Source organism: Yersinia proxima (genome assembly GCF_902170785.1).
GTDB lineage: Bacteria > Pseudomonadota > Gammaproteobacteria > Enterobacterales > Enterobacteriaceae > Yersinia > Yersinia proxima.
Window position 1 is genome coordinate 114930 of sequence record NZ_CABHYG010000002.1, and the last position, 24882, is coordinate 139811.

A 24882-nucleotide genomic window follows, 5' to 3' on the forward strand; every position below is an offset into this window, starting at 1 on the left:
AAATGATGCTAAGTTCCACCTCACTTTATGCTGCCATCGATCTTGGCTCCAACAGTTTTCATATGTTGGTAGTACGTGAGGTGGCTGGCAGTATCCAAACGCTGGCCCGGATCAAGCGGAAAGTCCGCCTGGCTGCGGGTCTGGATACCCAAAATCATCTATCGCAAGAAGCGATGGAGCGTGGTTGGCAATGTCTGAAACTTTTTTCAGAGCGTTTGCAGGACATTCCTTTGGATCAGATCCGCGTGGTGGCAACTGCAACCCTGCGTCTGGCTTCAAATGCCGAAGAATTCCTGCAAACTGCGACCGAAATCCTCGGTTGCCCGATTCAGGTCATCAGTGGTGAAGAAGAAGCACGTCTGATTTATCACGGCGTTGCACATACTACCGGTGGGCCAGAGCAGCGTTTAGTCGTCGATATTGGTGGTGGCAGCACAGAGCTCGTGACTGGCAATGGCGCTCAGGCCAATATTCTGGTTAGTTTATCAATGGGTTGTGTCACCTGGCTGGAGCGTTACTTTAGTGACCGCAATCTGGTAAAAGACAATTTTGATCGCGCGGAGTCGGCTGCCCGTGAAATGCTAAAACCTGTCGCGCAACGTTTTCGCGAACATGGCTGGCAAATCTGTGTCGGTGCCTCAGGCACAGTTCAGGCGCTGCAAGAGATCATGGTCGCTCAGGGTATGGACGAACTGATCACGCTGGCAAAATTGCAGCAGCTCAAACAACGAGCGATTCAATGCGGCAAGTTAGAAGAGCTGGAAATCCCCGGTTTAACACTGGAACGAGCGCTGGTTTTCCCCAGCGGCTTGTCTATCCTGATTGCTATATTCCAGGAGCTGGCGATTGAAAGTATGACGCTGGCAGGCGGTGCGTTACGTGAAGGGCTGGTTTATGGCATGCTTCATTTGCCGGTTGAGCAGGATATTCGTAGCCGAACGGTACGAAATATACAGCGCCGCTACTTTTTGGATACTGAGCAAGCCAAGCGCGTCAGTAAATTGGCCGATAACTTTTTGCTTCAGGTAGAAAAGGAGTGGCGTCTCGACAGCCGATGTCGCGAGTTATTGCAAAATGCCTGCTTGCTTCACGAAATTGGCTTAAGTATCGATTTTAAACGTGCTCCGCAACATGCCGCTTACCTGATACGCAATCTGGATCTACCCGGTTTTACTCCCGCTCAAAAACTCTTACTCGCGGCTTTGCTGCAAAATCAGAGTGATACTCTCGATCTCTCACTGTTGAATCAACAGAACGCATTGCCAGTAGATATGGCTCAGCACCTATGCCGTTTATTGCGTCTGGCCATTATATTCTCCAGCCGTCGCCGCGATGACACTCTGCCAGCCGTCCGTCTGCGGGCCAATGGTGAAACACTTTATGTGCTATTACCTCACGGCTGGTTGCAGCAACATCCTTACCGCGCAGAGGCATTAGAGCAAGAAAGTCATTGGCAGAGCTATGTTCAGTGGCCACTGCTATTAGAAGAATTTAACTAAGTTCTTTGTTGTTGGCGGCCTCGGTCGCCTTCCCCTCGCTTATATTCTTACTGTAAATCCCCATAAAACTATCAGATTGTGATCACCCTCAGTTTAAAAAAGAAACATTGTATGTATTTTTATAAAACACTGTTTCTTTATTGGAAAGGGATAATAATGCAAGCACAGCTTCAACGCCCACGAACTACAGGTATGCTAGTGATTATAACCAGTCTGATGGTGGGTACTCCGATGGCAATGGCAGCAAAATCAAGTAGTCTCGATGCTCCTCAGCAGCTACAAGTTCCCACTCTCGCCTATGATGAGAGCAGTATTGTTCTGGTATGGAAAGCGCCGGAAGATACCCGCAAAATAGTTGATTATCAGATTTTCTCTGCGGGGAAATTGTTAGGTAAGGCCAGCGATAATAATGATAAATTCTCACCGGCCAAGCCTTATATCGATCATTTCTATGCCAATGATAAAGATAATTTCCAACATAAAATTGTGATGCAAAACTTTACGGTGATGGGGCTAAAACCCGAAACCAGCTATCAATTTACGGTGAAAGCACAATACGCCGATGGTTCTTTATCTGTCGCCAGTAAGCCCATTACCGCCAAAACCAGCGCCAAGCCGCAGATTGTGAATGTGCGTGATTTTGGTGCCATCGATGACGGAAAAACATTGAATACCAAAGCCATACAGCAAGCAATTGATAGCTGTAAGCCCGGCTGCCGTGTCGAAATCCCTGCGGGCACTTACAAAAGTGGTGCGCTTTGGCTGAAAAGTGACATGACCCTTAACCTACAGGCCGGTGCCACATTATTGGGTTCAGAGAATCCAGATGATTACCCTGCGGGCTACCGTTTGTATCCTTATTCTACCATTGAGCGCCCAGCATCGTTGATCAATGCCATCGATCCTAATAACAGCAAGCCGGGCACATTCCGCAATATTCGGATTACCGGCTCCGGAGTAATTGATGGCAATGGTTGGCTACGCGCAAAAACCGCTGAAATTACTGATGAATTAGGCCGACCACTGCCGCAATATGTTGCGAGTAAGAATAGTAAAGTGCATGAAGACGGCATTCTGGCTAAAAATCAGGTTGAAAAGGCTGTTTCTGATGGTATGGATTTGAAAAATGCCTATGGCCAACGTCGCTCCAGCCTAATGACATTACGCGGAGTAGAAAACGTGTATCTGGCGGGCTTTACGGTACGTAACCCTGCCTTCCACGGCATTATGAATCTGGAAAACCACAATGTGGTTGCCAATGGATTGATTCACCAAACATATGATGCAAATAACGGCGATGGTATCGAGTTCGGTAACAGCCAGAATGTCATGGTGTTTAATAACTTCTTTGATACCGGCGATGACTGCATCAACTTTGCGGCAGGAACAGGAGAAAAAGCCCAGGAACAAGAACCTATGAAAGGTGCATGGTTATTTAATAACTATTTCCGGATGGGGCACGGCGCGATAGTCACGGGTAGCCACACAGGGGCGTGGATTGAAGATATTCTGGCCGAAAATAATGTGATGTACCTGACTGATATCGGCCTGCGCGCCAAAAGTACCAGCACCATCGGTGGTGGTGCTCGTAATGTCACTTTCCGCAATAATGCAATGCGTGATCTGGCGAAACAAGTGATGGTGATGACATTGGATTATGCTGATAGCAATGCCAACATTGATTACCCACCAGCCAAGATCCCTGCCCAATTCTATGATTTCACATTAAAAAATGTGACGGTGGATAATACCACGGGCAAAAATCCATCTATTGAAATCAAAGGGGATACAGCGAACAAAGCCTGGCACCGTCTGGTTCACGTGAACAATGTGCAACTTAACAACGTCACGCCGACAGCAATCAGTGACCTACGTGATAGTGAATTTAATAAAGTCACTTTCACTGAATTGCGGGGCGATACGCCGTGGCACTTCAGCGATGTGAAAAACGTCAAGGTTGATGGTAAACCTGTCGCGCCTTAATCAATAACAGATGGGCAGGTTCTGTTATCTCCTGCCCACTATTGGTTTTGAGTACTCACTGTGGCTTTTTAGCATTCGCTAATTGCGCTCGAATATTGGCCAGGTGACTCTGGCCTTTTTGCATCCGTTCTTCCGGGCTAACGGCCTTGCGCTCATTTTCCCATTTCAAATCATCCTGCGGGAGCTCCATCAGGAAACGGCTGGGTTCTGGCCGAATCAGCTCACCATACTGCCGCCGCTCTTTGCATAAGGTGAAAAAAAGTTCACGCTGAGCGCGGGTGATGCCCACATAGGCCAGCCGCCGCTCTTCATCTACATTGTCTTCATCAATACTGCTTTGATGGGGCAACAAACCTTCTTCCATACCAACCAAAAACACATACGGGAATTCCAGCCCCTTTGAAGCATGTAGTGTCATCAGTTGTACCTGATCCAGCTCTTCATCACTTTCCCCGCGCTCCATCATATCGCGCAGGGTAAAACGTGTGACAACCTGAGTCAGTGTCATCGGCTCATTCAGCTCTGACCCTTCCAACATTTCGGTCATCCAGCTGAATAATAAATTAACGTTCTTCATCCGCATTTCAGCCGCTTTCGGACTAGGAGAGGTTTCGAACAGCCAGCTTTCATAATCGATGCCGTGAATCAAATCCCGCACTGCTGCGATCGGCTCACGTTCCACTAAGCGAATAATGCCGTCCATCCAATGAGTGAAACGCTGTAATGACTCCAGACCGCGCCCCTTCAGATGCTCGCCCAGCCCTAAATCAAAACTGGCACGAAACAGACTTTTATTACGCACATTAGCCCATTCACCCAATTTTTGAATCGTCGCAGACCCTATCTCGCGCTTTGGGGTATTCACGATACGTAAGAATGCGCTGTCATCATCCTGATTGGTCAATACTCGCAAATAAGCCAGTAAATCTTTGATCTCTGGACGTGAGAAAAACGAATCCCCGCCGGAGATACGATAAGGGATACGGTTTTGCATCAACAGCTTTTCAAACAGCCGTGACTGGTGATTGCCGCGATACAGAATGGCATAATCGCTGTATTGCGTTTTTTTCACAAAATGGTGGGCGATAAGCTCACCGACCACCCTTTCAGCTTCATGATCTTCATTATTGGCGGTAATCACTTTTAGCTCATCGCCATACTCCAACTCAGAAAAGAGCTTTTTTTCAAAAACATGCGGATTATTGGCAATCAAGATATTGGCCGCTTTCAAAATACGGCCCGAGGAGCGGTAGTTTTGCTCCAGCTTGATCACTTGCAACTGTGGGAAATCTTCATTCAACAAGACTAAATTCTGTGGCCGTGCGCCACGCCATGAATAGATGGATTGGTCGTCATCACCCACCACGGTAAAACGCGCCCGGCTGCCCACCAGCAATTTAACCATTTGGTACTGGCTGGTATTGGTGTCTTGGTATTCATCCACTAATAGGTAACGCAGCCGGTTTTGCCAGCGTTCGCGCACTTCCAGATTGTTTTGCAGCAATAAGGTGGGCAATGAAATGAGATCATCGAAATCCAATACATTGCACGCTTTTAAATGTGCGTCATATAAGCCATAGCAATGGACGAACAATTTATCGCGCTCGGATCGAGCCAACGCCGCAGCGGCGGCAGGATCGAGAAGATCATTTTTCCAGTTTGAGATCTGGGATATTAACTGTTGCAGTAAGGTTTTATCGTCTTCCAACCACTTATGGGTCAGGTCTTTCAACAGACCCAGTTGGTCTTGCGCATCAAACAGAGAGAAATTGGATTTCATCCCCAGCGCCTTGTACTCTTTTTTGATGATTTCCAGCCCCAGAGTATGGAACGTCGCGATCATCAAACCCCGTGCTTCTTTGCGCCCCAACGTCTGAGCCACACGTTCTTTCATTTCACGCGCGGCTTTATTGGTAAAGGTTACCGCAGCAATATGTTGTGGCTGATAGCCACATTGGCGGATCAAATGCGCAATCTTATTGGTGATGACTCGGGTTTTGCCCGATCCCGCACCGGCCAACACCAGGCAGGGTCCGGTGACAAATTCGACGGCTTGTTGTTGGCTGGGATTTAATCGCATAACACTCGAAAACTCAGTAGGTAGACGGGGGGAACAGGATTGTAGCAGAAAGCGGCTGATGACAAAAAACCAGCTGGCATCTTTTGCTTTGTAAAAGCTGACCAGCGTGGCCCCATCACGATTAAAATACGTTACACTGGCGCGCTTCAAGGCTCCCTTGAAGATAATCTTCGTTCAAATAACCCTACCCAATAAATTGGTGGTGATTGTTACTATGGCAAACAAAGCATCTGCACTGCACATCTTGGTTGATGATGAAAAGCAGGCAAACGACATTTTGGCGCAGTTGAATAACGGCGCAAATTTCCAAGAGTTAGCGAAAAAGTTCTCTAACTGCCCGTCAAAACGTAATGGCGGCGATCTGGGTGAGTTCAATAAAGGGGATATGGTTCCGGCATTCGATAAAGCCGTATTCAGCTGCGAATTGCTGCAACCTTATGGCCCAGTAAAAACCCAATTCGGTTATCACATTATTAAAGTCTTATACCGTAATTAAGTTCGTCATGCGCCACCTCACTGGCGGCGCAAAATACTCCCTCCCTATTATCCCATTTATCGTTAATGCAATGTATTTTGAAAAATAATCAATTTTCAGAAAATCCCAATTAATATTTTGAGTCCTCAGACTATCGTTAGTTACATCTATACAAAATACCAACTTAACTTTACAAACCACACAATAAATAACATTAACAAACCCTACTGCAATGCACCAAAACAGGGACAAAATTTAATTTTCAAATAAAAACAACAAGAAAGGTCTCATTAGCTTATTTTTATTTTAAATTAAATCAATTTAAATACAGTGAGTTACGTTAATTTAGATTAAATCCGAGACTTAGTAGGAACTTTCCCACAAACATTGGTTTGTTTGTCCTATGTGCAGTAAAAGTTACTTTCTATATTATCTCCTCATCAAGTAACGGACGTGAACGAAATAACGACCACCCCCTTACTTTAATGAAAGAACATGTGGAAAGCTGACGAGTATAACCGAATAACATTCGCACATATAGTCATTAACCCACTTCATATTTATTAAGTTAATTACTCCTCCGTATTTAAACGTGAACGAGAATTTAGCTAATTTCTAATTATTATATTGGAGTTTTAAATGAATAAGATCACTTTGGCTATGGCGTTATTCGCAGCATCTACAACCGTAGCAATGGCAGCAAGCAATAATACTATTACCTTCCAAGGGGAAGTCACCGCTCAGACTTGTTCTGTTACTGTCAACGGCCTTGACGCAAACCCAATGGTATTATTGCCAACTGTATCAAGTGGCGATTTAAATGCTTCCGGTAAAACCGCAGGCAAAACAACCTTTACTCTGGGTGTATCAGGCTGCGCAACCGGTGCTGATGATATTGATATTAAAACTGTTTTCGTCGGAAACCAGGTAACAACTACTGGTAACTTAAAAAATACCGGCACCGCAGCAAATGTTGAACTGCAATTACTGAAAGATGCAACCACAACAACAGGTATCGACCTGAATAGTGGTGTGGCACAGGATGGCATCGTTTTGAAAGCTGGCGATACATCAGCAGAGCATGATTTTGCTGTTCAGTATTTCGCAACTGGTCAAGCTGGCCCAGGTTCTGTGATCGCCTCTGTACAATATGCAGTTTCTTACCTGTAATATCAGTATCGTAGAATAGAGTATACTCAAAGTAATTGAAGTTGTAGGTAGGTGGTGAATACATTGCCCCCTACAGCTTCAAGTTCGATATATATAACTATTCTGCCAGTCCCCTTAAGAGGATATACCCATCATGCTTAATATAAATAGCTACCGTTTCCTGCTTGTTACTTTATTAATTCTTATGGGTATATCTTTTGCCAATGCCAGCGTAGTAATGAGCGGCAGCCGCATTATATATTCGGCAGGTGAAAAAGAGCATAGTGTCCAATTAACAAATAAAGATAATTTTCCTAATGCGGTTCAGGTTTGGTTAGACAGCGGTGATGCTCAGTCAACACCGGAAACAGGTAAAGCACCCTTTATTGTCACCCCACCGTTCTTCCGTATTGAAGCGAATGCGGGCCAAACATTACGTCTGAAATATACAGGTAGTGGTTTGCCAACGGATAGAGAATCTGTGTTCTACCTTAATTTTTTGCAGGTTCCCCCCGTTAATAAAGCAGAAAAGAACAATAAAATGCTAGTGTTGATGCGTAATCGTATTAAAGTCTTTTATCGGCCTGAAAGTATTTCTGGCCGTGTTGATCAGGTATCCAGCGCTCTAACATTTAATGTTCGTCAGCAAGGTAAAGATGTTGTTGTGACTGGCAAAAACCCAACAGGGTTCTATGCCACCATTGCCAGTGGTGAAGTCGTTGGGGGAGGGAAAAAACTCAAAATGAAATCTGAGATGATCCCACCAATGTCTCAAGCTCAGTGGGTTATCCCAAATTCATCTGTACCTTCAAATGCTATTGTTAATTTCCTGTTAGTTAATGATTTCGGCGGGCAAGATACCGGTAGCTATAAAATTCAGTAGTGGCTTTCCGGCGAAGGAATATTTATGGGGCTCTCACAAGTGGTTCTGAAAAAGAAGTTCTCTGGCCGTAAGAAAGCATTAACACTGTGTATGACTTTAGTTTTACATGTCGATGCTGTATTGGCTCAGGAAGAACCGCAAAATCTTGAATTTGATGAGTCCCTCTTTTTAGGAACAAAATTTGCTTCAGGCCTGAATCAACTGAATAAAGAGGATTCTGTTACGCCCGGAAATTTTGACGCTGTAGATGTTCTGATTAATAACAAACAATTCAAGCGCATGACAGTTAAGTTTATCAAAGATGCTGACTCATCAGAGGTTTATCCCTGCCTGAGTGATGAGTTCTTAACTGCTGCAGGTATTGAGTTAGCCAACAATAATAACACCGCGCCAACAGAACCAAATACTACACAGCCCGAATCAGCCCCCTCAGATTCAGCTGATAATACTGTCTCACCAACGGAGCAATGTATACCGTTGGCGGAGCGGGTAAAAGGCGCGTCTTTTCATTTTGATCAGGCCAAACTGCGCCTGGAGCTTTCTATTCCCCAGGCATTATTACAAAAACGCCCTCGGGGTTATATTGAGCGCAGCGAATGGGAGGAAGGCGAAAACCTCGCATTCGTTAACTACAGTGCAAACTTTTATCGTAGTGATACACAAGCCCAGCAAAACAGTACTTCTGATTACGGCTTTGTTGGCCTAAAGAGCGGTCTCAACTTAGGGTTATGGCAATTACGCCAGCAATCAAACCTGAGTTATTCTAGCAACAATAATAACAGCGATACCCAATGGAATAATATCCGCACTTATGTGCAGCGCCCTATTTCACAATTAGACAGCGAATTAACGTTGGGTGAAACTTTCACCGACAGTACATTATTCGGCACCATGTCATTCCGTGGTGTGAAAATGGCGACAGACCAACGTATGTGGCCAGAGTCAATGCGTGGTTTTGCACCCGAAGTGCGTGGTGTTGCCACCAGCAACGCGCGGGTTATTATTAGCCAGAACGGACGGGAAATTTATGAAACTAACGTCGCCCCCGGCCCGTTTGTTATTAATGACTTGTACAGCACCACCAGCCAGGGCGATCTTAATGTTGAAGTTATAGAGGCCAATGGCAGCCGTTCAACATTTACGGTTCCATTCAGTGCCGTACCGGATTCAATGCGCCCAGGTGTGAGCCGTTATAATGCCGTCGTTGGGGAATCTCGTGATTTCACCAATATTGACAGCTATTTCACTGATTTTACTTATGAGCGTGGTCTCACTAATCAGTTAACTGCCAACAGTGGTATTCGTTTAGCACAAGACTATACGGCATTACTTGTTGGAGGGGTTTTAGGTACGCCGGTCGGTGCATTTGGTCTTAATACCACCTATTCCCATGCAAAAGTTGAAGATAATCAAACTCAAGATGGTTGGCGGATGCAGGCCACCTATAGCCAGACATTTAATGAAACGGGCACTTCATTCTCACTGGCTGGATATCGCTATTCAACCAAAGGGTATCGTGATTTAAATGATGTATTTGGTGTGCGTTCAGTGGAAAAGAATGGCGGAACCTGGGATTCATCAACCTATAAACAGCGTAGTCAATTTACCACTACAATAAACCAAACTCTGGGTGGCTATGGGCAACTTTCAGCCTCAGCATCGACCTCTGATTATTATAACGATACGCAAAGAGATACACAGTTACAGCTAAACTATTCAAATAGTTATAAAGATATCAGTTACAACGTGGCAATCAGTCGTCAGCGCACTGTTTATAACTCCACCCAGTTTGGCTGGGAGGGAGATGATACTGATGAAACAATGACAACAACGCGCTACGGTAATACCGAAAATATCGCGTCATTAACGGTATCTATTCCACTGAATATTGGCGGCGGGAATCAATATCTATCCATGTCGGCCAACCGGAATCCAAAAAGCGGTAACAACTATCAAACATCATTATCTGGCACCGCCGGTGAACGTAATACTTTAAATTATTCAGTCAATGCGGGTTATGACGATAGTAATGTCAGCGGTAGTTCAAATAGCTGGGGCGCGAATGTGCAGAAACAATTCCCTAACGCCACCGTCAATGGCAGCTATTCCCGTGGCAATAACTATACCCAATATGGGGCTGGTGCTCGCGGAGCCGCTGTAATACACAGTAAAGGTGTCACACTGGGGCCTTATTTAGGCGACACTTTCGGTTTAATTGAGGCCGAAGGCGCTCAGGGTGCAACAGTACGAAATGCACAGGGAGCCAGGATTGATAATAACGGCTTTGCGCTGGTGCCTTCATTAACACCTTATAATTACAATACCGTCGGTTTAGACACCAAAGGTATTAATCGCAATACCGAGTTGAAAGAGAATCAGGGTCGCATTGTTCCTTATGCTGGGGCCGCAGTGAGAGTAAAATTCGAAACATTGACTGGCTATGCGGTATTAATTCAGACTCAAACATCCGATGGTGAGGGATTGCCTCTGGGTGCGGATGTTTATAACAGTAAAGATGAAATTGTCGGAATGGTAGGTCAGGGCAATCAAATCTATGCACGAGTAAAAGATAAAAAAGATTCGCTTTATGTTCGCTGGGGTGAAAATAGCGACGAGCAATGTAAATTACCTTATGATTTTGCTAGCCAGGATACTGAGCAAGATATTATCAATTTAACAGGCAGTTGCCGCCGTTAACCATTATGAGAAAAATAATGTTAAGACCAACAGAGCAGTTAATATCTTGTGAAGTCTCACGGCCAACAATGCCTGTTCATTCCCGTCGCTCATATATTGTGGCGGGAACGATGCTATTGCTCGGGTTATTTAGTACCTCAGCATGGTCAGCTTGTACCCGAATTACCGCGCAAAGTCAGCTAAGTGCAGGTGATGGTACGGCCAGTGCATGGTCTGGCTCTCTGGATAACAATAATGGATCACTCGGTTTACCAGGTGTTATTGACCTCAGCACCGCAGCTAACTTCCAACCTGACGGAACATTATTAGCCGCAGCGACATCTGACTTCACCACTTTTGCCCTGAATACCGGCTATGACCCTGAGCGAGTGCTATTCCGCTGTGCAGCGGCCGATGTTGACCAACTCTTTGAGATGTATGCCACTAACGGGGATAATGATTATGGTGGCAAAAATGAAGATGGCGCGATTGCTGGCAATGTTCCCTCCGGCTTTGCGACTTATGTCCGCAATGTGGTTATCAGACTTACAAATCTATCCACTGGCGAGTATTACTCTCGCTTATGGAAAGGACGCCGTTTAACCGGATTGGATACTGACAGCACTGGTCGTATTTTGGTCAAAGCTAAGAATTTCAGCAATCTATATACCGAGCTATTTCGTATTGATTATGCCCGTGCGGGTACTAACAACGCAGCATCTTATACCTATGCCTATACTCAGCCGAATGCCTATATTGCCTTTAAAGGGCCGGGTATTAGCGGCCCTATTGAAGGAACGGACTCGGTATCAAACTGGCCCGGTTGGTATACAACCTGGCCTGCCTCAATTGGGTTGTACAATTATGTGACTTTCCGCCGTACCACCATTTGCGCGGTCACCAATTTTACCCCAACGGTGATATTACCCAGAATTTCTGTGGCAGAACTGAATAATGGCAACAGCAGCTCAGCGGAGTTCAGTGTCGATTTCCAGTGCCAGACCGGTATTACCTCCGGCGTCAATGCAGGTGCAGTGGCGATGGGCTTTTTGGTGCCAGCAGCAAACGCCGCTAAAGCACAAACATTGGGCTTAATGAATGGCAGCGGCGGCATTAGCCACTTGGTATCAGATAATTATGGTGCCGCCGGAATGGCAAATGGCGTGGGTATCCGTATCTACCGTAATAATAATCCGATGTACCTACTCTCAAAAAACGTGTCCCAAACCGGCAATAACGGTGGCTGGTATGGCATCTTCCAGGGCGCGCAAACAATAACCGGTACGGTGAGCGGTGGTAATAGTTACACTGAGAACTTTCGGGCTGAGTTAAGCAAAATCAGCGGGCAAACTGTGACGGCAGGAGCAGTGAATGCACATGCGCAAGTGGTTATCCGTGTTCAATAATATGCGTTTCAAGCACAGTTTCAATGGCTTGCTGTTATCACTTCTCATGGCCAGTAGTGTGCCGGCGATGGCAAGTGTCGTAGCAGAAAAAACGCGGATTATATTCAGTGAAGGCAGTACGGAAGAATCACTGCAACTGGTCAATAGCAATGACTACCCGGTGGCAGTGCAGGTGTGGGTGGATGATGGCGATTTAATGGCGACGCCGGAGAAAGCGATTTCCCCGGTATTAGTGTTGCCACCATTGTTTCGATTACAACCACAAGCTCAACGCAGCCTGCGTTTGATTTTATCTGGTGCCAGTAAATTACCGCTGGATAGAGAATCTGCATTTTGGCTCAATGTTTACGAAATTCCGCCTAAAGCCACTCCTAAAGTTGATGATGAGTCTTCTGTTACACTGGCTTTGCGCATGCAATATAAAGTCTTTTATCGCCCAAAAAACTTGCCCGCACCGGCGGATACCGTCAGCAAGGCATTAACTTTTATCTTAGAACGTGACGGTAATACCGCCTCGGTTAGGGTTGATAATCCAACCCCTTATTATGCATCACTCGCTTCTTTAACATTGGGATTGGCCGAAGGATTACCAGATATGGTCGCCCCTTTTTCCAAGCTCGACTTTCCCCTCAATCGCGCCCCAACAGCAGACAGTAAAACGGTCAATTTTGTCTTAATTGATGATTTAGGTAACCGTAAGCCTTTTAGTCGCGAGCTGAAATAAAAAACTTATCAATATAGACCGCCCAGAGAGGCGGTCTATATGATTACTCGCGATATGATTTATTTCTTAAACCCCGGCTTACCATTTTCGGCTCGCCATATTTTTATTTCAGCTAAAATACCCTCAGGGCTATCTTCCCGATCATCACCAGGGTAATAAATCAAATCAGAACCATCTGGATGCTCAGTCAATTCCTCAAATCTAAGAATAGCCTCATCATGTTCAGCCTCAGATGGATATGCATCATAGTAAATATCTTTCAAAAAACTTAAGAATTCCTGTTCTGTATAATCAGATAGATTTTTATTTTCCATTTATATTTCTCCATTTTTCAGTACATCTTGATTGCTGAGCTTAAATCGCTCAGGTATTTCAAGATTCTTTAGCAACCTCGCGACAAAACCCACATCTGGAAACCAGATGAGATAATAGCGAGGTTATTAATATTTAATTAATAAATGGATATAAGCCACCAGAAAGGCAGCTTATATTATTACTGGTAATGTAATTAATATTTTAGTCTGAGATTACCATTCATCTCGATAATCAAATGCAATAAAGTAATCGTAGTTATCTATTGCAATGATGTTTTTAAAATATGGTTGAATAGATGTTATCCAGCTCTGTGCCACATCAAACTCCCCATTGTTTATCGTATCATTCAAAGGAAGCTCTAATAGCTCGATGATAGTATCATCATCCCCAAAATCCTTAGAGTATTCCGTACCAACAAACACATTAGTTGTCTTATCAAACCAAGTTAATCGTAATTTGAGTCCCATAAATTACCTCATAGATAGTCTTTAATATTACGCCCTTTTGGATCAGGACCTTTCAGTTGTTTTCCAGTTTTTGGGTCGAATGACCCTAAGTGTTTACCATCACTGGTACGGTATCCTTCAAGTTCGCCATGTTGTGAGTCCCACTCATAGATCTTTTGGCCTTTATCTCCATACCAACGGGTACGCCGACCAGCGCCCCCTTGTTTTGGAGTTTTAGGCTTCCCTTCTTTTAGCGGACCTAATCCTTTAATTTCCTCAGTTTTTGGCACTGGATGATACTTATGCCCTGCATCTACCACTCCTTTCCTTGGTTTATTAAAATAAACATACACCGGCTCCAGCCCCGACTCTGCCGGGAACCAGATGATGTAATCGTGGAAACTCACCTCCTCATGGGCAAGGAAAGTCAGCGTTCCCCTCGTCGCCAGAATCTTGATATCAGTGCCGGTATGCTGCGGGAAAACGGGTGCACTGGCGGGTTGTGGCAATACCGGACTGATATCCGTGCCGGGGGGACGTGCCGGAGTAAAGGTGAAAGTACGTGGCGGCAGGGTATCAGTGGTAAAAGTATAAACACCGCTTGAACGATCAAATTGCGCCATACCCACGTTTACGTTAGCCGGGACATCGGCAACCCCGGTTTTTACTGCGTAAATACGGGTTTCATCATCCCTGTCCACCATCAAGATCCTGACAGGGGAATTAACTTCGCCTTGCAGCGGTAGCGACGTTTCAGGGGATAGCATATAGCCAAGCGGGAAGCTGCCAGCCAAGGGTGGCAGTTCCGTACCTCGCTGCTCGTTATTGGAATAGAAACCCGCACCAATTGAGAAAACCAATGGATCAGCTAACGCAGAGTTATGCCAGCTAAATCTCCTTAATACCCGCCGCAATGAGGCATCTAGTTTAAGCGCTTCCCGATAACTGAAGGTGACCGAACCCGCTCCGCCCACAGCAAAACCGGAGAGATGGCGGTTTCTTATCGGATAGGCGATTAAGGAAAAGGTATTGTTGCGAATGACTGCTTCTGCTTCAATTTGGGCAACCACACCGCAATGTGAATCCGCTGCTGCGGCTTCCCGCCATTCATGTTCACTGCTCTGCCGTGCATTCTCAACCCGCTGCCGTTCTGCCGCCTCTGCTACCTGCCGTACATTCTCAACACGCTTCCTTTCTGCCGCCTCTGCTGCCAACCGTGCATTCTCAACACGTCTCCTTTCTGCCGCTTCTGCTACCTGCCGTACATTCTCAACACGCTTCCTTTCTGCTGCCTCTGCTGCCAACCGTGCATGCTCAATCCGTTGCCGTTCTGCTGCCTCTGCCGCCAACCGTGCATGCTCAACTCGCAGCCGTTCTGCTGCTTGTGCTATTTCAAGCTCTGCATGAACACGCCGCTGCAACGCAAATAACGTTCCTTGTTTGTTCCTTAGCTCTGCAATACTGTGATTTAGAGTATTAATTTCTCTTTGTTTAGCGAGGGCCAATGCTCTTAATCTGCTGATTTCTTTGACGTACAAGAATTTTTCGCGAATATGGATAAGATATTCACTCCGCCGAACAGCCTGAGCTTCTTCTTGTTGTAGCAAGACCCTGTTGCTTTCAAGCAGTATGATATGTACAGCTGTTTCTGTAACTTGCTTATCCGTCAGCGTTTTTTTCAGTTTTAACTCATCTGGCACTGAGGTAAACGACTGTGCCATCGCCCTTTCAGCCGCTTCCCGTTCACGCCGCGCTATTTCATAGGTATTGCGCGCTTCCTGCATCAACTCATCAACATTAGTTATTCGAATGACAGAGAGATACAGCGGTTCAACACCCGTACCATCAGGGAAAACGATAATGGCATCGCGGCTATGACGGCCAACAGAAATGTTAAATTCTTGGGGAACCGCATTCTCAATCGGCGTCACTGTGGGTCTTGCTGCTGGCTGTGCTGGCGCGGGGATATTACTGGGCATCGTATCAACTACACTGATATGTATTGGTGTGATACCAGGAATTGCCGCGATAAAAACATCTGGCCTTGTCGTCGTGACAGCCTTAATGACAGGTACTCGTTGTATGGCTATCGGTGCTTTAATCAGAACCGCTTTCTGCACTCCCTCCTCCGTCACATCACTGAGCCGAATATTGACCGCAACATCAGCCACTGCTTTTAATGTTTCTTTCGGCGTATCCGTAACTCTGTTGGCGGGAAGTGTAGAAGTGGTGAAGAACTGTCCTATCGGCGGGTCAGAGGCTATTCTTGACGGCATTATGCCCATAACTGCCACACCGATTGGGCTGGTACGCATTAACCATGACCCCACACGTGCTAAATGACCTTCGATAAACGCCGCCACTGCTGGAAGACGGCTTAAAGTCACCCCCCAATTCCCATCAATTAAGGTGATAACGGCTGGCATCCCTCCCACAGCCATATAGGTTTGTAGTTCCGGGTTTTGCGCCAGATTCGCAGGCGCTGCCTGACTACCGCGATCGCCACCACGCCCGCCACCTCGTTGACTACTATGGCCGAATTGGCTTGGGCTGTAGTGATGGATAGCACCATAGGGCGTTTGTGACGTCCCCCATCCTTGACCACGGTTAGAGCCTGGTCCACCTGGTCCTGCCGGCCCCCCTTTAACCCCACCAGTTGGGCCACGAGCACCGTGGCCGGTGGTATTACTGTGTCCTTCTCCCATATCTTATTTCCTTATTTGTTTTTAATTTCCATAATGAATACGTATTTTCGACGAATATATTGACTGCTTATACCTCCAGATATTTATCTGTTATCACAATCACTCTTTATACATTTCCAGTGAAATATCAGATTGAGTTATGCATCCTTCAATAAAACTTTCAGCCATCTGTAATTGACGCCTAATTTCACGTTCGTTATATTTTTTTAACCGGGCAATTGAAGACTTTGACTGACCATAAACATAATGGCGCACAATAAGCTCCAGTTCATTTTCTCTCGAAGCTCGTTGTAAATTACCAATAATATTATCAAGCGCTAACCCGTCATTATCACAGCAGGAAGCCGCTACCTTACCTCCCGCTACCAAGTCCTTAAATCCATTGGCAATATGCGGATAATCAAGATGGGAATGCTCTCTGGCCCAAACACCCCATCGGGCCAGAATAGTTTGAATATCACTCATTACTTTTCTCCTTTTTATATTTAAAATCCTTCTTATGATGTAATTGTCATCAGCCACAGTAATTTCATAAAACAAAAAGGCCTCACTGATTAGCGAGGCCTATTTATTATCAACGAAATAATTTTGTGATTTAGAAAATCAAAAAGCAGATATTGTTGGTGAGGTGTTTAACCACGATTAACACCTTACAAGAGTTTTATCGGGCCGTGATAGCATTAATTTACGAAATATTGTTATTCTCAAAATGCAGTTAATCTGAAATAAAAAAGCCCCCCGTTGCTGGGAGGCCTTAATATCAGGTAACAAGCTATAGTCGATTATTAGCCGGCAACTGCGATACGTTTCATATCGGTCATATAGCCACGTAGCTTATGGCCGACAGCTTCAATTGGATGATTACGAATAGCTTCGTTTACATCGCGCAACTGGGCATTGTCTACTGCAGTTCCGGCAACACTTTTACCTAAATCACCCGCTTGCAGAGAATCCATAAACTTACCTTTCAGCAATGGTACAGCTGCATTGGCGAATAGATAGTTACCATATTCTGCGGTATCAGAGATAACCACGTTCATTTCATATAAACGTTTACGTGCAATGGTGTTGGCAATCAGTGGCAATTCATGCAGAGATTCGTAATAAGCCGACTCTTCAATGATGCCCGAATCAACCATAGTTTCGAATGCCAGCTCAACACCGGCTTTCACCATAGCAATCATCAACACGCCGTGGTCGAAATATTCTTGCTCAGAGATTTTGCCTTCAAACTGTGGCGCGTTCTCAAATGCAGTTTTGCCAGTCTCTTCACGCCAGTTCAGCAATTTCTTATCGTCATTGGCCCAGTCAGCCATCATCCCGCTGGAGAATTCACCAGAGATAATGTCATCCATATGTTTCTGGAACAGTGGGGCCATGATCTCTTTCAGTTGCTCAGACAGTGCATAAGCACGCAGTTTAGCCGGATTGGACAAACGGTCCATCATCAGCGTAATCCCGCCTTGTTTCAGCGCTTCGGTGATAGTTTCCCAACCGAATTGAACCAGTTTTTCAGCATAAGCAGCATCAGTACCTTCAGAAACCAGTTTGTCAAAGCACAACAGTGAACCGGCCTGCAACATACCGCATAGGATAGTTTGTTCGCCCATCAGGTCTGATTTAACTTCAGCAACAAATGAGGATTCCAACACACCAGCACGGTGACCGCCGGTGGCCGCAGCCCAAGCCTTGGCAATCGCCATGCCTTCGCCTTTAGGATCGTTTTCCGGGTGAACCGCGATCAATGTCGGCACACCAAAACCACGTTTGTATTCTTCACGGACTTCTGTACCTGGGCATTTTGGCGCAACCATCACCACGGTGATGTCTTTACGCACTTGTTCACCCACTTCTACGATATTGAAACCGTGGGAATAACCCAGTGCCGCGCCATCTTTCATCAGTGGTTGAACCGCCTGAACCACTGCGGAGTGCTGCTTGTCTGGCGTCAGGTTAACAACCAAATCAGCCTGTGGGATCAGTTCTTCGTAAGTGCCTACTTTGAAACCATTTTCGGTCGCTTTGCGCCATGAGGCACGCTTCTCGGCAATAGCTTCTTTACGCAGGGCGTAAGCAACATCCAGACCGGAATCGCGCATGTTCAAACCCTGGTTCAGGCCTTGTGCGCCACAGCCGACAATCACCACTTTTTTACCTTTCAGGTAGCCTGCTTCATCGGCGAATTCATCTCGTGCCATAAAGCGACACTTACCTAATTGCGCCAACTGCTGACGCAGGTTCAATGTGTTGAAATAGTTAGCCATGTTATTGCTCCGTTCGGGTTCTGTTTTGTGGGTGCAGCTATTTTTTTAGTGACTGCAAACGAATGTAGTGTTTGTGTGCTGATACTGTTTTTTTCACATCCCCTGTCTGTGTCGGGGATTGTCTTGAACTCACTATATGACAGGAAACTCATTGCTGAAATTGATATATTAACAATGTGATATTGCAGATTCTGCAATGTAGGCTATTTTTCGAACAATACACTGCATCTTCTCACCCCAGAGGCACTCTGTGATGGATTTACGCGACCTGAAATTATTTCTGCATTTAGCTGAAAGCCGCCATTTTGGCCGCACCGCCAAAGCGATGCATGTCAGCCCATCCACCCTATCGCGCCAAATCCAGCGCCTGGAAGAGACCATTGGTCAACCGCTGTTTCTACGCGATAATCGCACAGTACAGTTGACGGATGCCGGTGCTCAATTGAAAGCCTTTGCTCAGCAAACATTGCTGCAATATCAACAATTGCGTCATGCATTAGGCCAGCACGGGCCATCTCTGAGTGGTGAGCTACGGCTATTTTGTTCGGTGACCGCCGCCTACAGCCATTTGCCGCCAATTCTCGACCGCTTTCGTGCACGCCACCCACTGGTTGAAATTAAACTCACTACCGGTGATGCCGCCGATGCGGTAGATAAAGTGCAATCCAATGAAGCGGATCTGGGGATTGCGGGTCGCCCTGAAGTGTTGCCCACCAGCGTGGCTTTTACCCAAATTGGTGAGATCCCGCTGGTCTTAATTGCCCCGGCGCTGCCATGTGCCGTGCGGTCGCAGGTATCGGTTGATCAGCCGGATTGGGCCACGATTCCGTTTATTTTGCCGGAACACGGCCCGTCGCGAAAACGCATTGATTTGTGGTTCCGCCGCCAACGCATCACTAACCCGTTAATTTACGCCACGGTTTCCGGTCATGAGGCTATTGTATCGATGGTGGCTCTGGGGTGTGGCGTGGCACTTATTCCATCAGTGGTGGTAGATAACAGCCCGGAACCGGTACGCAATCGTATTTCCCTGTTGGATGATGTTTCACTGGTCGAGCCATTCGAACTGGGAGTTTGCGTGCAGAAAAAACGGCTCAATGAGCCGTTAATTGAAGCGTTTTGGGCATTGTTATAGTTTACAGTCGAGAAGCATAATTCATCACAGGAACAAGGTTCCTCGGCCCTATATTTAAATGACTACTAATCATTGTGTCTCCAGACGCAGGATTGATCTCTTTTGTTGGGAAACTGTTTATAGAATCAGCTAATTGATTTATATCACTTACTGAATTATTCAAAATAGCTGTACCAAGAGACTCATTAATTATTTCACCTGCAGCATTAAACTTTTTCTCAACTCGCTCAATCATATTGTTTTTAGCATCAAACTTCTGCGTTACTTTAACTTTCCCAGTCAAAATTACTTTCTTGTTTATAGGGTCATAGTCATAGGTTCTCGCAACACTCGCATTCATATTATTCGCAGAGTCAAATTTCTGGATAACGCTATTAATTTTATTCATAGCGGAATCAAACGTTTTTATCTTGATAATTTTATTATTTACAGCATCTATTCGCTCTGTTGTTACAATTTCTCTAACGACTTTATTTCTATTCATCGTTGTTTCAATCGTCTCACTAAATCTTTTCTTCAAGTAAGACTGTGTTGAATATTGCAGTGGTTCCGAACGACGATTCAACAATGTGGGAGGAATGTAATCAGATAGCGATGGTTTAACTGAAAATTTAATTGATGTTAATAATCCACTCATATAAAACTCCATTTTATTACCGTTAGATTAAATAGTTAAATAACCATAATAATTAACTAATGAATTCCAATGAAATTGACATTCAGTTTAATAAACTAATGCCAATAATTATATTACTCGGTAATAACATAGAATTTTATTTATAATACTTATTCTGTCATTGTATATAAGAAGATAAAAGACAGAAGTTAACAATAACATGGCGTTTATCAACAGATAGAGACAAGGTTCCCCCTGCCTCTATCTTATTATATTTTACCTGTCCGATTTAACAGGCACCTTTATCCTCCCAGACCTGACTCCAGCCAGTGCCGTTACCGGTGGTATCAGTGACGGCTTTATCACCCGGTACAGTGTCAGCAGATACCCACCACTTGTTGGTATAAATACGCCCATCTTTACTGATCGTGGTCGGTTCGCCATAGACTTTCTGCTGCCAGGATGGTGCACTACACTGCTGTGGCGCGACAGGTTTTGACTTGATTTCCGTTTCCAGCTTGTCGTCAGCCGCCGTATCACATAGGCCCTTATCTTCCCAAACCTTACCCCAACCCGTGCTGTTACCAGTCATATCGGTTATCGCAGCATCACCCGGAACCATGTCTGCGGATACCCACCACTTATTGGTATACACACGCCCGTCTTTGCTGACTGTGGTAGGGCCTTGATAGACCTTTTCCTGCCAGGCAGTTACGCTGCACTGCGCCAATTTTTCAACGGGTTTTTCCGGTACAGCTTCTTCAATAATTTCGCCCTCCAGATATTGGCTGCCATCGTAACTGCTTAAATACTCCCAAGCATTATTGCTGGTTTGATTGGAGGGGAAATACCAATATGAGTCTGTTTTTAAACGGAAGAAATCACGACTATTTGTGTAGGTGTTTTCGTATAGATAGAAAGAACCTGGCGTGCCTTTAAGCGATGCCCCATCCCAGAGATTAAAATCGCCTTCAATTTGGTAACGCTGCTTGATAACTGCATTGTAAGCCTCGCGGGGCGATATATTCTCACCTGCAGTTTTCAATTGCGTTGAGCTAGCAAGTCTCATGGCCATATTATTGCTATCCGTTATCGTTACCGGGATTGACAGCATGCCATTTTGTAATGCATTACGCGGTGCCCGTAGGGTAATTTCTTTACCATTCTCCGCGATAATTTGAACACCTGGTGGAATATCCCATTGGTAGGTCAGAGTGGATTCAGCACGGTTAATAACCTTTACAGATACCTTAAATACGTCGCCAGCGTTGATGGTATCAGGTAGGTGTACATCACCGGCGATATTCTGTTCGCTCAACGAATAACTGTCAGCGATATTGCTATCGCGATTAAGCCAAATACTCTTATTTAAAGAAGGTAAATTCATTGCCTTTAGCTGGGCGCTGGTTTCTTGAGTCGGTTTAATACCCCACTTATCGAAAAACGGTATCAGGTTAACGCCTGCAACCCGGCTGCTTTCCAGCAAGAATCTCTGCTGTTTATCATCGTTACTTTTTGGCTGTTCTGTTAGCGGGAGCGTACGGTAACGATCGCCAAGACGTTGGTAAAAATCCTTACCAAATGCTAAATCCAGTTGCCAGAACATACCTAAACGAACAAATACACCAGCATCTTCATAACGCTTGCTTTCATTATTTAAAAAATCGGCGATATCATCCCAACGTGCATCCGATTCCATTCGTGACGTCTGACCCAAAGCACGCTGAACATATAGCGATGTCAAGTTAACCGTGGTTTCTCCATCACCGTCAAACATCCATGTCGGCATTTGATAGTGGTGTCCCAGTTCATGCCACGGTCCCCAGCCTGCATTTTGTAATTTTTGAGTATTAACTACTGTCTCAATACCGCCAGCATTACTGCCTAACCAGTGATTGGAAGCCGACATATAGCCAGCGGTATTATCTGGTTTACTGACGAACTGATACTGGAAAGGGGTCGCGCGATGAGGGAAAGCTCTCTTTGCACTAAGCCCGTATTGCTCCTCAGCCAGATCGACAATACGATCCCACAACATCAATACGCCTTCAGGGTCAGTTGCCTGCTTGCGCATATCATCAATCGGCATGGTGAGGATCATCCGCTTACCCACCAATTCGGCGAAAGGTGCATCACCAAACTTCATTAACTGTGCTTGCCACTCTTCAGCGCTATTCTCGCCCAAAATAAAGCGCGGCATTGGCTTGCCCCCTTCGAGCAGATTAACCGTGATTTCACTACTGCCGGGTTGGTTCGCTGCCACAAAGTAAAGTGGGCCAGTATTCTCGACCTCAATTTCATTGATACCCTGTTGCAGCTTAACCACCTGACGCTCAAATTTTGTCGCGTCGCCCTTAGTTACAGGCACAATCCATAGTTCAGGCAATGCATCAATATTTTCCCCCTGATGCAGATACTCAATCCGCAGGCTATCGCCTTTGTTTGCCCAAAAGCCGCTGGATTGCGTAGGGTGAGTCAGCATGTGCCGCTTTTGTTGGTCATTCAAATAGACCGGGGAGCCATTTTGAACCACCCGAATCTGTCGCGATGCTTCAGCAGCACTATTATTGTTCGCCGCGCCTGCCTGCTGAACAGCCATATTTACCGGACTATCTAAAATTGGCGTAGATGCAGATAGTGTTGAAGAGAAGCCCAAAGCCAATAATAAGCTAACGGCAATAGGCGTCGTACGTAATACGGGATGTAGCATAAAGCTATCTCCAAATGATATTCAACTCCAACAATGGGTAGATGAAGATTGAATTAAGTTAAGAAAGAATTCGTGAGGAACAAATTCTAACGCATTGATTCTTAACAAAACCATTGGACTAATACAGGGTGTAGGAGAGTCGAAACAAGTCAAAAAAAATAAGGGGGATAAGGAGATTTGGCAATATTAATGCTCTGATTCCTGAATAAAAATAAGGAAGTCACAAAAAGTAAGGGAGGCGATAAGCCTCCCAATAATATGTTTTTAAAAACTAACCGGCTAAAAAAAATCTGAATGCTGGATTATTAGTTTCATCATGACAATCGTAGCCCAATGCCGTCAGATGCTGTTCAAATTGTGGTTCAGAGTCTGACAACTCAAACCCTGCCAGCACCCGACCAAAATCAGTTCCATGACTACGATAGTGGAACAAAGAGATATTCCAGTGTGTGCCTAAGGTATGCAGAAACTTCAGTAATGCGCCCGGTGATTCCGGGAATTCAAAACTGAACAGCCGCTCGCGCAGTGGCTTGGAAGGACGCCCGCCCACCATATAACGCACATGCAGCTTGGCCATTTCATCATCAGATAAATCCACCACCTGATAACCTTTATCCTGCAATTCAGCCAGGATTTCAGCCCGCTCAGCATAACCACGGGTCAGTCGCACCCCGACGAAAATACAGGCGTTATCGGCATCAGCATATCGGTAGTTGAACTCGGTGACGGAACGCCCCCCCAACAACTCACAAAAACGCAGGAAACTGCCTTTTTGCTCCGGGATGGTCACAGCCAGCAAGGCTTCGCGCTGCTCGCCAAGTTCACAGCGCTCTGATACATAACGCAAACCATGGAAGTTGACGTTAGCGCCCGAAAGCACATGGGCCAGGCGTTCGCCTTGAATATTATGTTGCTGTACGTACTTTTTCAGCCCCGCCAGTGCCAAAGCACCTGATGGCTCAGCAATCGCACGTACATCTTCAAATAAATCTTTTACTGCCGCACAAATAGCATCACTGTCGACGGTGATCACTTCGTCCAGATACTCCTGGCACAGGCGGAATGGCTCATCACCAATACGCTTAACCGCGACACCTTCAGCGAACAGCCCGACACGAGCCAGATCGACCGGCTTGCCTGCATCCAGCGCGGCACGCAAACAGGCTGAGTCTTCTGCTTCAACACCAATCACTTTAATCTGCGGCATCAGTTGCTTGATAAGCACGGCAACACCGGCCACCAGCCCACCACCACCGACCGGAACAAACACCCGGTCAAGATGTGCGTCTTGCTGAAGAAGCTCCATCGCCAGCGTCCCTTGCCCGGCAATCACTGCCGGATGGTCGAACGGCGGCACAAAGGTGTAACCCTGCAACTGCGACAGCTCAATCGCCTTGCCTTTGGCTTCATCGAAATTAGCACCAAACAACAGCACCTCTCCGCCAAAACCACGCACTGCATCCACTTTGATGTCAGCAGTTGCGACCGGCATGACGATCAGTGCTTTAATGCCGAGCTTGCTAGCCGAAAGCGCCACCCCCTGCGCATGATTACCGGCAGACGCCGTTATCACGCCACAGTCTTTCTGTTCTGCGGTCAGGCTAGCCAACATCGCGTAAGCGCCGCGCAGTTTAAAGCTGTGCACCGGCTGCCGATCTTCGCGCTTAACCAAAATGGTGTTGCCCAAGCGCGAAGAGATTTTTTCCATCACTTGTAGCGGGGTGACTTGCGCCACCTCATACACCGGTGCGCGCAATATCGCCCGCAGATATTCTGCCCCATCGGGGGCAGTTGATAAGGGTTGTGATACCGCCAT

The 24882-nt window shown here is 45.9% G+C and carries 18 protein-coding genes; 9 read left to right on the plus strand and 9 right to left on the minus strand.

The window, feature by feature from the left end:
- Nucleotides 1-5: 5 nt before the first annotated feature.
- Together ppx and FTB31_RS01915 are read left to right on the plus strand one after the other, a co-directional pair.
- On the plus strand, nucleotides 6-1499 hold the full coding sequence (ppx, locus tag FTB31_RS01910; protein ID WP_050076982.1) for an exopolyphosphatase: 1494 nt from the start codon (nucleotides 6-8) through the stop codon (nucleotides 1497-1499).
- Nucleotides 1500-1655: 156 nt separating this feature from the next.
- The gene (locus FTB31_RS01915) at nucleotides 1656-3482 is read left to right on the plus strand and encodes a glycosyl hydrolase family 28 protein (protein WP_227729151.1); all 1827 of its coding nucleotides are present in this window, start codon (nucleotides 1656-1658) and stop codon (nucleotides 3480-3482) included.
- A gap of 55 nt (nucleotides 3483-3537) precedes the next feature.
- On the opposite strand, the gene rep is transcribed toward FTB31_RS01915, so the two are convergent.
- A complete protein-coding gene (gene rep / locus FTB31_RS01920; RefSeq protein ID WP_227722970.1) occupies nucleotides 3538-5562 on the minus strand; it encodes a DNA helicase Rep in 2025 nt (674 codons plus the stop codon).
- A 214-nt stretch (nucleotides 5563-5776) separates the two neighbouring features.
- Between rep and ppiC the strand changes: the two genes are divergently transcribed.
- The 6 genes from ppiC to FTB31_RS01950 all read left to right on the plus strand — a co-directional run bounded on the left by ppiC (nucleotide 5777) and on the right by FTB31_RS01950 (nucleotide 12875).
- Nucleotides 5777-6058 (plus strand): peptidylprolyl isomerase PpiC, encoded by a 282-nt coding sequence (gene ppiC, locus FTB31_RS01925; protein ID WP_004704164.1) that lies wholly within the window; start codon nucleotides 5777-5779, stop codon nucleotides 6056-6058.
- A 618-nt stretch (nucleotides 6059-6676) separates the two neighbouring features.
- Nucleotides 6677-7207, plus strand: a complete 531-nt coding sequence (locus FTB31_RS01930) for a fimbrial protein (RefSeq protein ID WP_050076821.1) — start codon at nucleotides 6677-6679, stop codon at nucleotides 7205-7207.
- Nucleotides 7208-7340: 133 nt separating this feature from the next.
- A complete protein-coding gene (locus tag FTB31_RS01935; protein WP_175628125.1) occupies nucleotides 7341-8069 on the plus strand; it encodes a fimbrial biogenesis chaperone in 729 nt (242 codons plus the stop codon).
- Nucleotides 8070-8093: 24 nt separating this feature from the next.
- Nucleotides 8094-10766: a fimbria/pilus outer membrane usher protein gene (locus FTB31_RS01940; RefSeq protein WP_139343741.1), complete on the plus strand. Its 2673-nt coding sequence runs from the start codon at nucleotides 8094-8096 to the stop codon at nucleotides 10764-10766.
- Between the two features lie 68 nt (nucleotides 10767-10834).
- Nucleotides 10835-12151 (plus strand): fimbrial usher protein StbD, encoded by a 1317-nt coding sequence (gene stbD, locus FTB31_RS01945; protein ID WP_175628126.1) that lies wholly within the window; start codon nucleotides 10835-10837, stop codon nucleotides 12149-12151.
- Complete coding sequence (locus tag FTB31_RS01950) at nucleotides 12117-12875, plus strand: fimbrial biogenesis chaperone (protein WP_227731052.1); 759 nt, start codon at nucleotides 12117-12119, stop codon at nucleotides 12873-12875. The genes stbD and FTB31_RS01950 overlap by 35 nt, the downstream gene beginning before the upstream one ends.
- 59 nt (nucleotides 12876-12934) lie before the next feature.
- On the opposite strand, the gene FTB31_RS01955 is transcribed toward FTB31_RS01950, so the two are convergent.
- The 5 genes from FTB31_RS01955 to ilvC form a co-directional block, all read right to left on the minus strand.
- The gene (locus FTB31_RS01955) at nucleotides 12935-13189 is read right to left on the minus strand and encodes a bacteriocin immunity protein (RefSeq protein WP_227720484.1); all 255 of its coding nucleotides are present in this window, start codon (nucleotides 13187-13189) and stop codon (nucleotides 12935-12937) included.
- 213 nt (nucleotides 13190-13402) lie between these two features.
- On the minus strand, nucleotides 13403-13657 hold the full coding sequence (locus tag FTB31_RS01960) for a colicin E3-like toxin immunity protein (RefSeq protein ID WP_077295539.1): 255 nt from the start codon (nucleotides 13655-13657) through the stop codon (nucleotides 13403-13405).
- Nucleotides 13658-13665: 8 nt separating this feature from the next.
- Nucleotides 13666-16341 (minus strand): S-type pyocin domain-containing protein, encoded by a 2676-nt coding sequence (locus tag FTB31_RS01965; protein ID WP_227731053.1) that lies wholly within the window; start codon nucleotides 16339-16341, stop codon nucleotides 13666-13668.
- Nucleotides 16342-16440: 99 nt separating this feature from the next.
- Complete coding sequence (locus tag FTB31_RS01970; RefSeq protein WP_077175545.1) at nucleotides 16441-16806, minus strand: antiterminator Q family protein; 366 nt, start codon at nucleotides 16804-16806, stop codon at nucleotides 16441-16443.
- Nucleotides 16807-17126: 320 nt separating this feature from the next.
- The gene (ilvC, locus tag FTB31_RS01975) at nucleotides 17127-18605 is read right to left on the minus strand and encodes a ketol-acid reductoisomerase (RefSeq protein ID WP_019080225.1); all 1479 of its coding nucleotides are present in this window, start codon (nucleotides 18603-18605) and stop codon (nucleotides 17127-17129) included.
- Nucleotides 18606-18858: 253 nt separating this feature from the next.
- On the opposite strand from ilvC, the gene ilvY reads away from it, so the two are divergent.
- A complete protein-coding gene (gene ilvY / locus FTB31_RS01980; RefSeq protein ID WP_077175546.1) occupies nucleotides 18859-19740 on the plus strand; it encodes an HTH-type transcriptional activator IlvY in 882 nt (293 codons plus the stop codon).
- Between the two features lies 1 nt (nucleotide 19741).
- On the opposite strand, the gene FTB31_RS01985 is transcribed toward ilvY, so the two are convergent.
- From FTB31_RS01985 to ilvA, 3 genes are all read right to left on the minus strand, one after another.
- Nucleotides 19742-20377, minus strand: a complete 636-nt coding sequence (locus FTB31_RS01985) for a hypothetical protein (protein ID WP_227722979.1) — start codon at nucleotides 20375-20377, stop codon at nucleotides 19742-19744.
- A 268-nt stretch (nucleotides 20378-20645) separates the two neighbouring features.
- A complete protein-coding gene (locus FTB31_RS01990) occupies nucleotides 20646-23066 on the minus strand; it encodes a M60 family metallopeptidase (RefSeq protein ID WP_227731054.1) in 2421 nt (806 codons plus the stop codon).
- Nucleotides 23067-23337: 271 nt separating this feature from the next.
- A complete protein-coding gene (gene ilvA, locus FTB31_RS01995) occupies nucleotides 23338-24882 on the minus strand; it encodes a threonine ammonia-lyase, biosynthetic (protein WP_050076814.1) in 1545 nt (514 codons plus the stop codon).

Bases quoted from the DNA above. Each gene is read 5' to 3' on its own strand.
- ppx (WP_050076982.1), top strand. From the start codon at position 6: ATGCTAAGTTCCACCTCACTTTATGCTGCCATCGATCTTGGCTCCAAC.
- FTB31_RS01915 (WP_227729151.1), top strand. From the start codon at position 1,656: ATGCAAGCACAGCTTCAACGCCCACGAACTACAGGTATGCTAGTGATT.
- rep (WP_227722970.1), bottom strand. From the start codon at position 5,562: ATGCGATTAAATCCCAGCCAACAACAAGCCGTCGAATTTGTCACCGGA.
- ppiC (WP_004704164.1), top strand. From the start codon at position 5,777: ATGGCAAACAAAGCATCTGCACTGCACATCTTGGTTGATGATGAAAAG.
- FTB31_RS01930 (WP_050076821.1), top strand. From the start codon at position 6,677: ATGAATAAGATCACTTTGGCTATGGCGTTATTCGCAGCATCTACAACC.
- FTB31_RS01935 (WP_175628125.1), top strand. From the start codon at position 7,341: ATGCTTAATATAAATAGCTACCGTTTCCTGCTTGTTACTTTATTAATT.
- FTB31_RS01940 (WP_139343741.1), top strand. From the start codon at position 8,094: ATGGGGCTCTCACAAGTGGTTCTGAAAAAGAAGTTCTCTGGCCGTAAG.
- stbD (WP_175628126.1), top strand. From the start codon at position 10,835: ATGCCTGTTCATTCCCGTCGCTCATATATTGTGGCGGGAACGATGCTA.
- FTB31_RS01950 (WP_227731052.1), top strand. From the start codon at position 12,117: ATGCACATGCGCAAGTGGTTATCCGTGTTCAATAATATGCGTTTCAAG.
- FTB31_RS01955 (WP_227720484.1), bottom strand. From the start codon at position 13,189: ATGGAAAATAAAAATCTATCTGATTATACAGAACAGGAATTCTTAAGT.
- FTB31_RS01960 (WP_077295539.1), bottom strand. From the start codon at position 13,657: ATGGGACTCAAATTACGATTAACTTGGTTTGATAAGACAACTAATGTG.
- FTB31_RS01965 (WP_227731053.1), bottom strand. From the start codon at position 16,341: ATGGGAGAAGGACACAGTAATACCACCGGCCACGGTGCTCGTGGCCCA.
- FTB31_RS01970 (WP_077175545.1), bottom strand. From the start codon at position 16,806: ATGAGTGATATTCAAACTATTCTGGCCCGATGGGGTGTTTGGGCCAGA.
- ilvC (WP_019080225.1), bottom strand. From the start codon at position 18,605: ATGGCTAACTATTTCAACACATTGAACCTGCGTCAGCAGTTGGCGCAA.
- ilvY (WP_077175546.1), top strand. From the start codon at position 18,859: ATGGATTTACGCGACCTGAAATTATTTCTGCATTTAGCTGAAAGCCGC.
- FTB31_RS01985 (WP_227722979.1), bottom strand. From the start codon at position 20,377: ATGAGTGGATTATTAACATCAATTAAATTTTCAGTTAAACCATCGCTA.
- FTB31_RS01990 (WP_227731054.1), bottom strand. From the start codon at position 23,066: ATGCTACATCCCGTATTACGTACGACGCCTATTGCCGTTAGCTTATTA.
- ilvA (WP_050076814.1), bottom strand. From the start codon at position 24,882: ATGGCGGTATCACAACCCTTATCAACTGCCCCCGATGGGGCAGAATAT.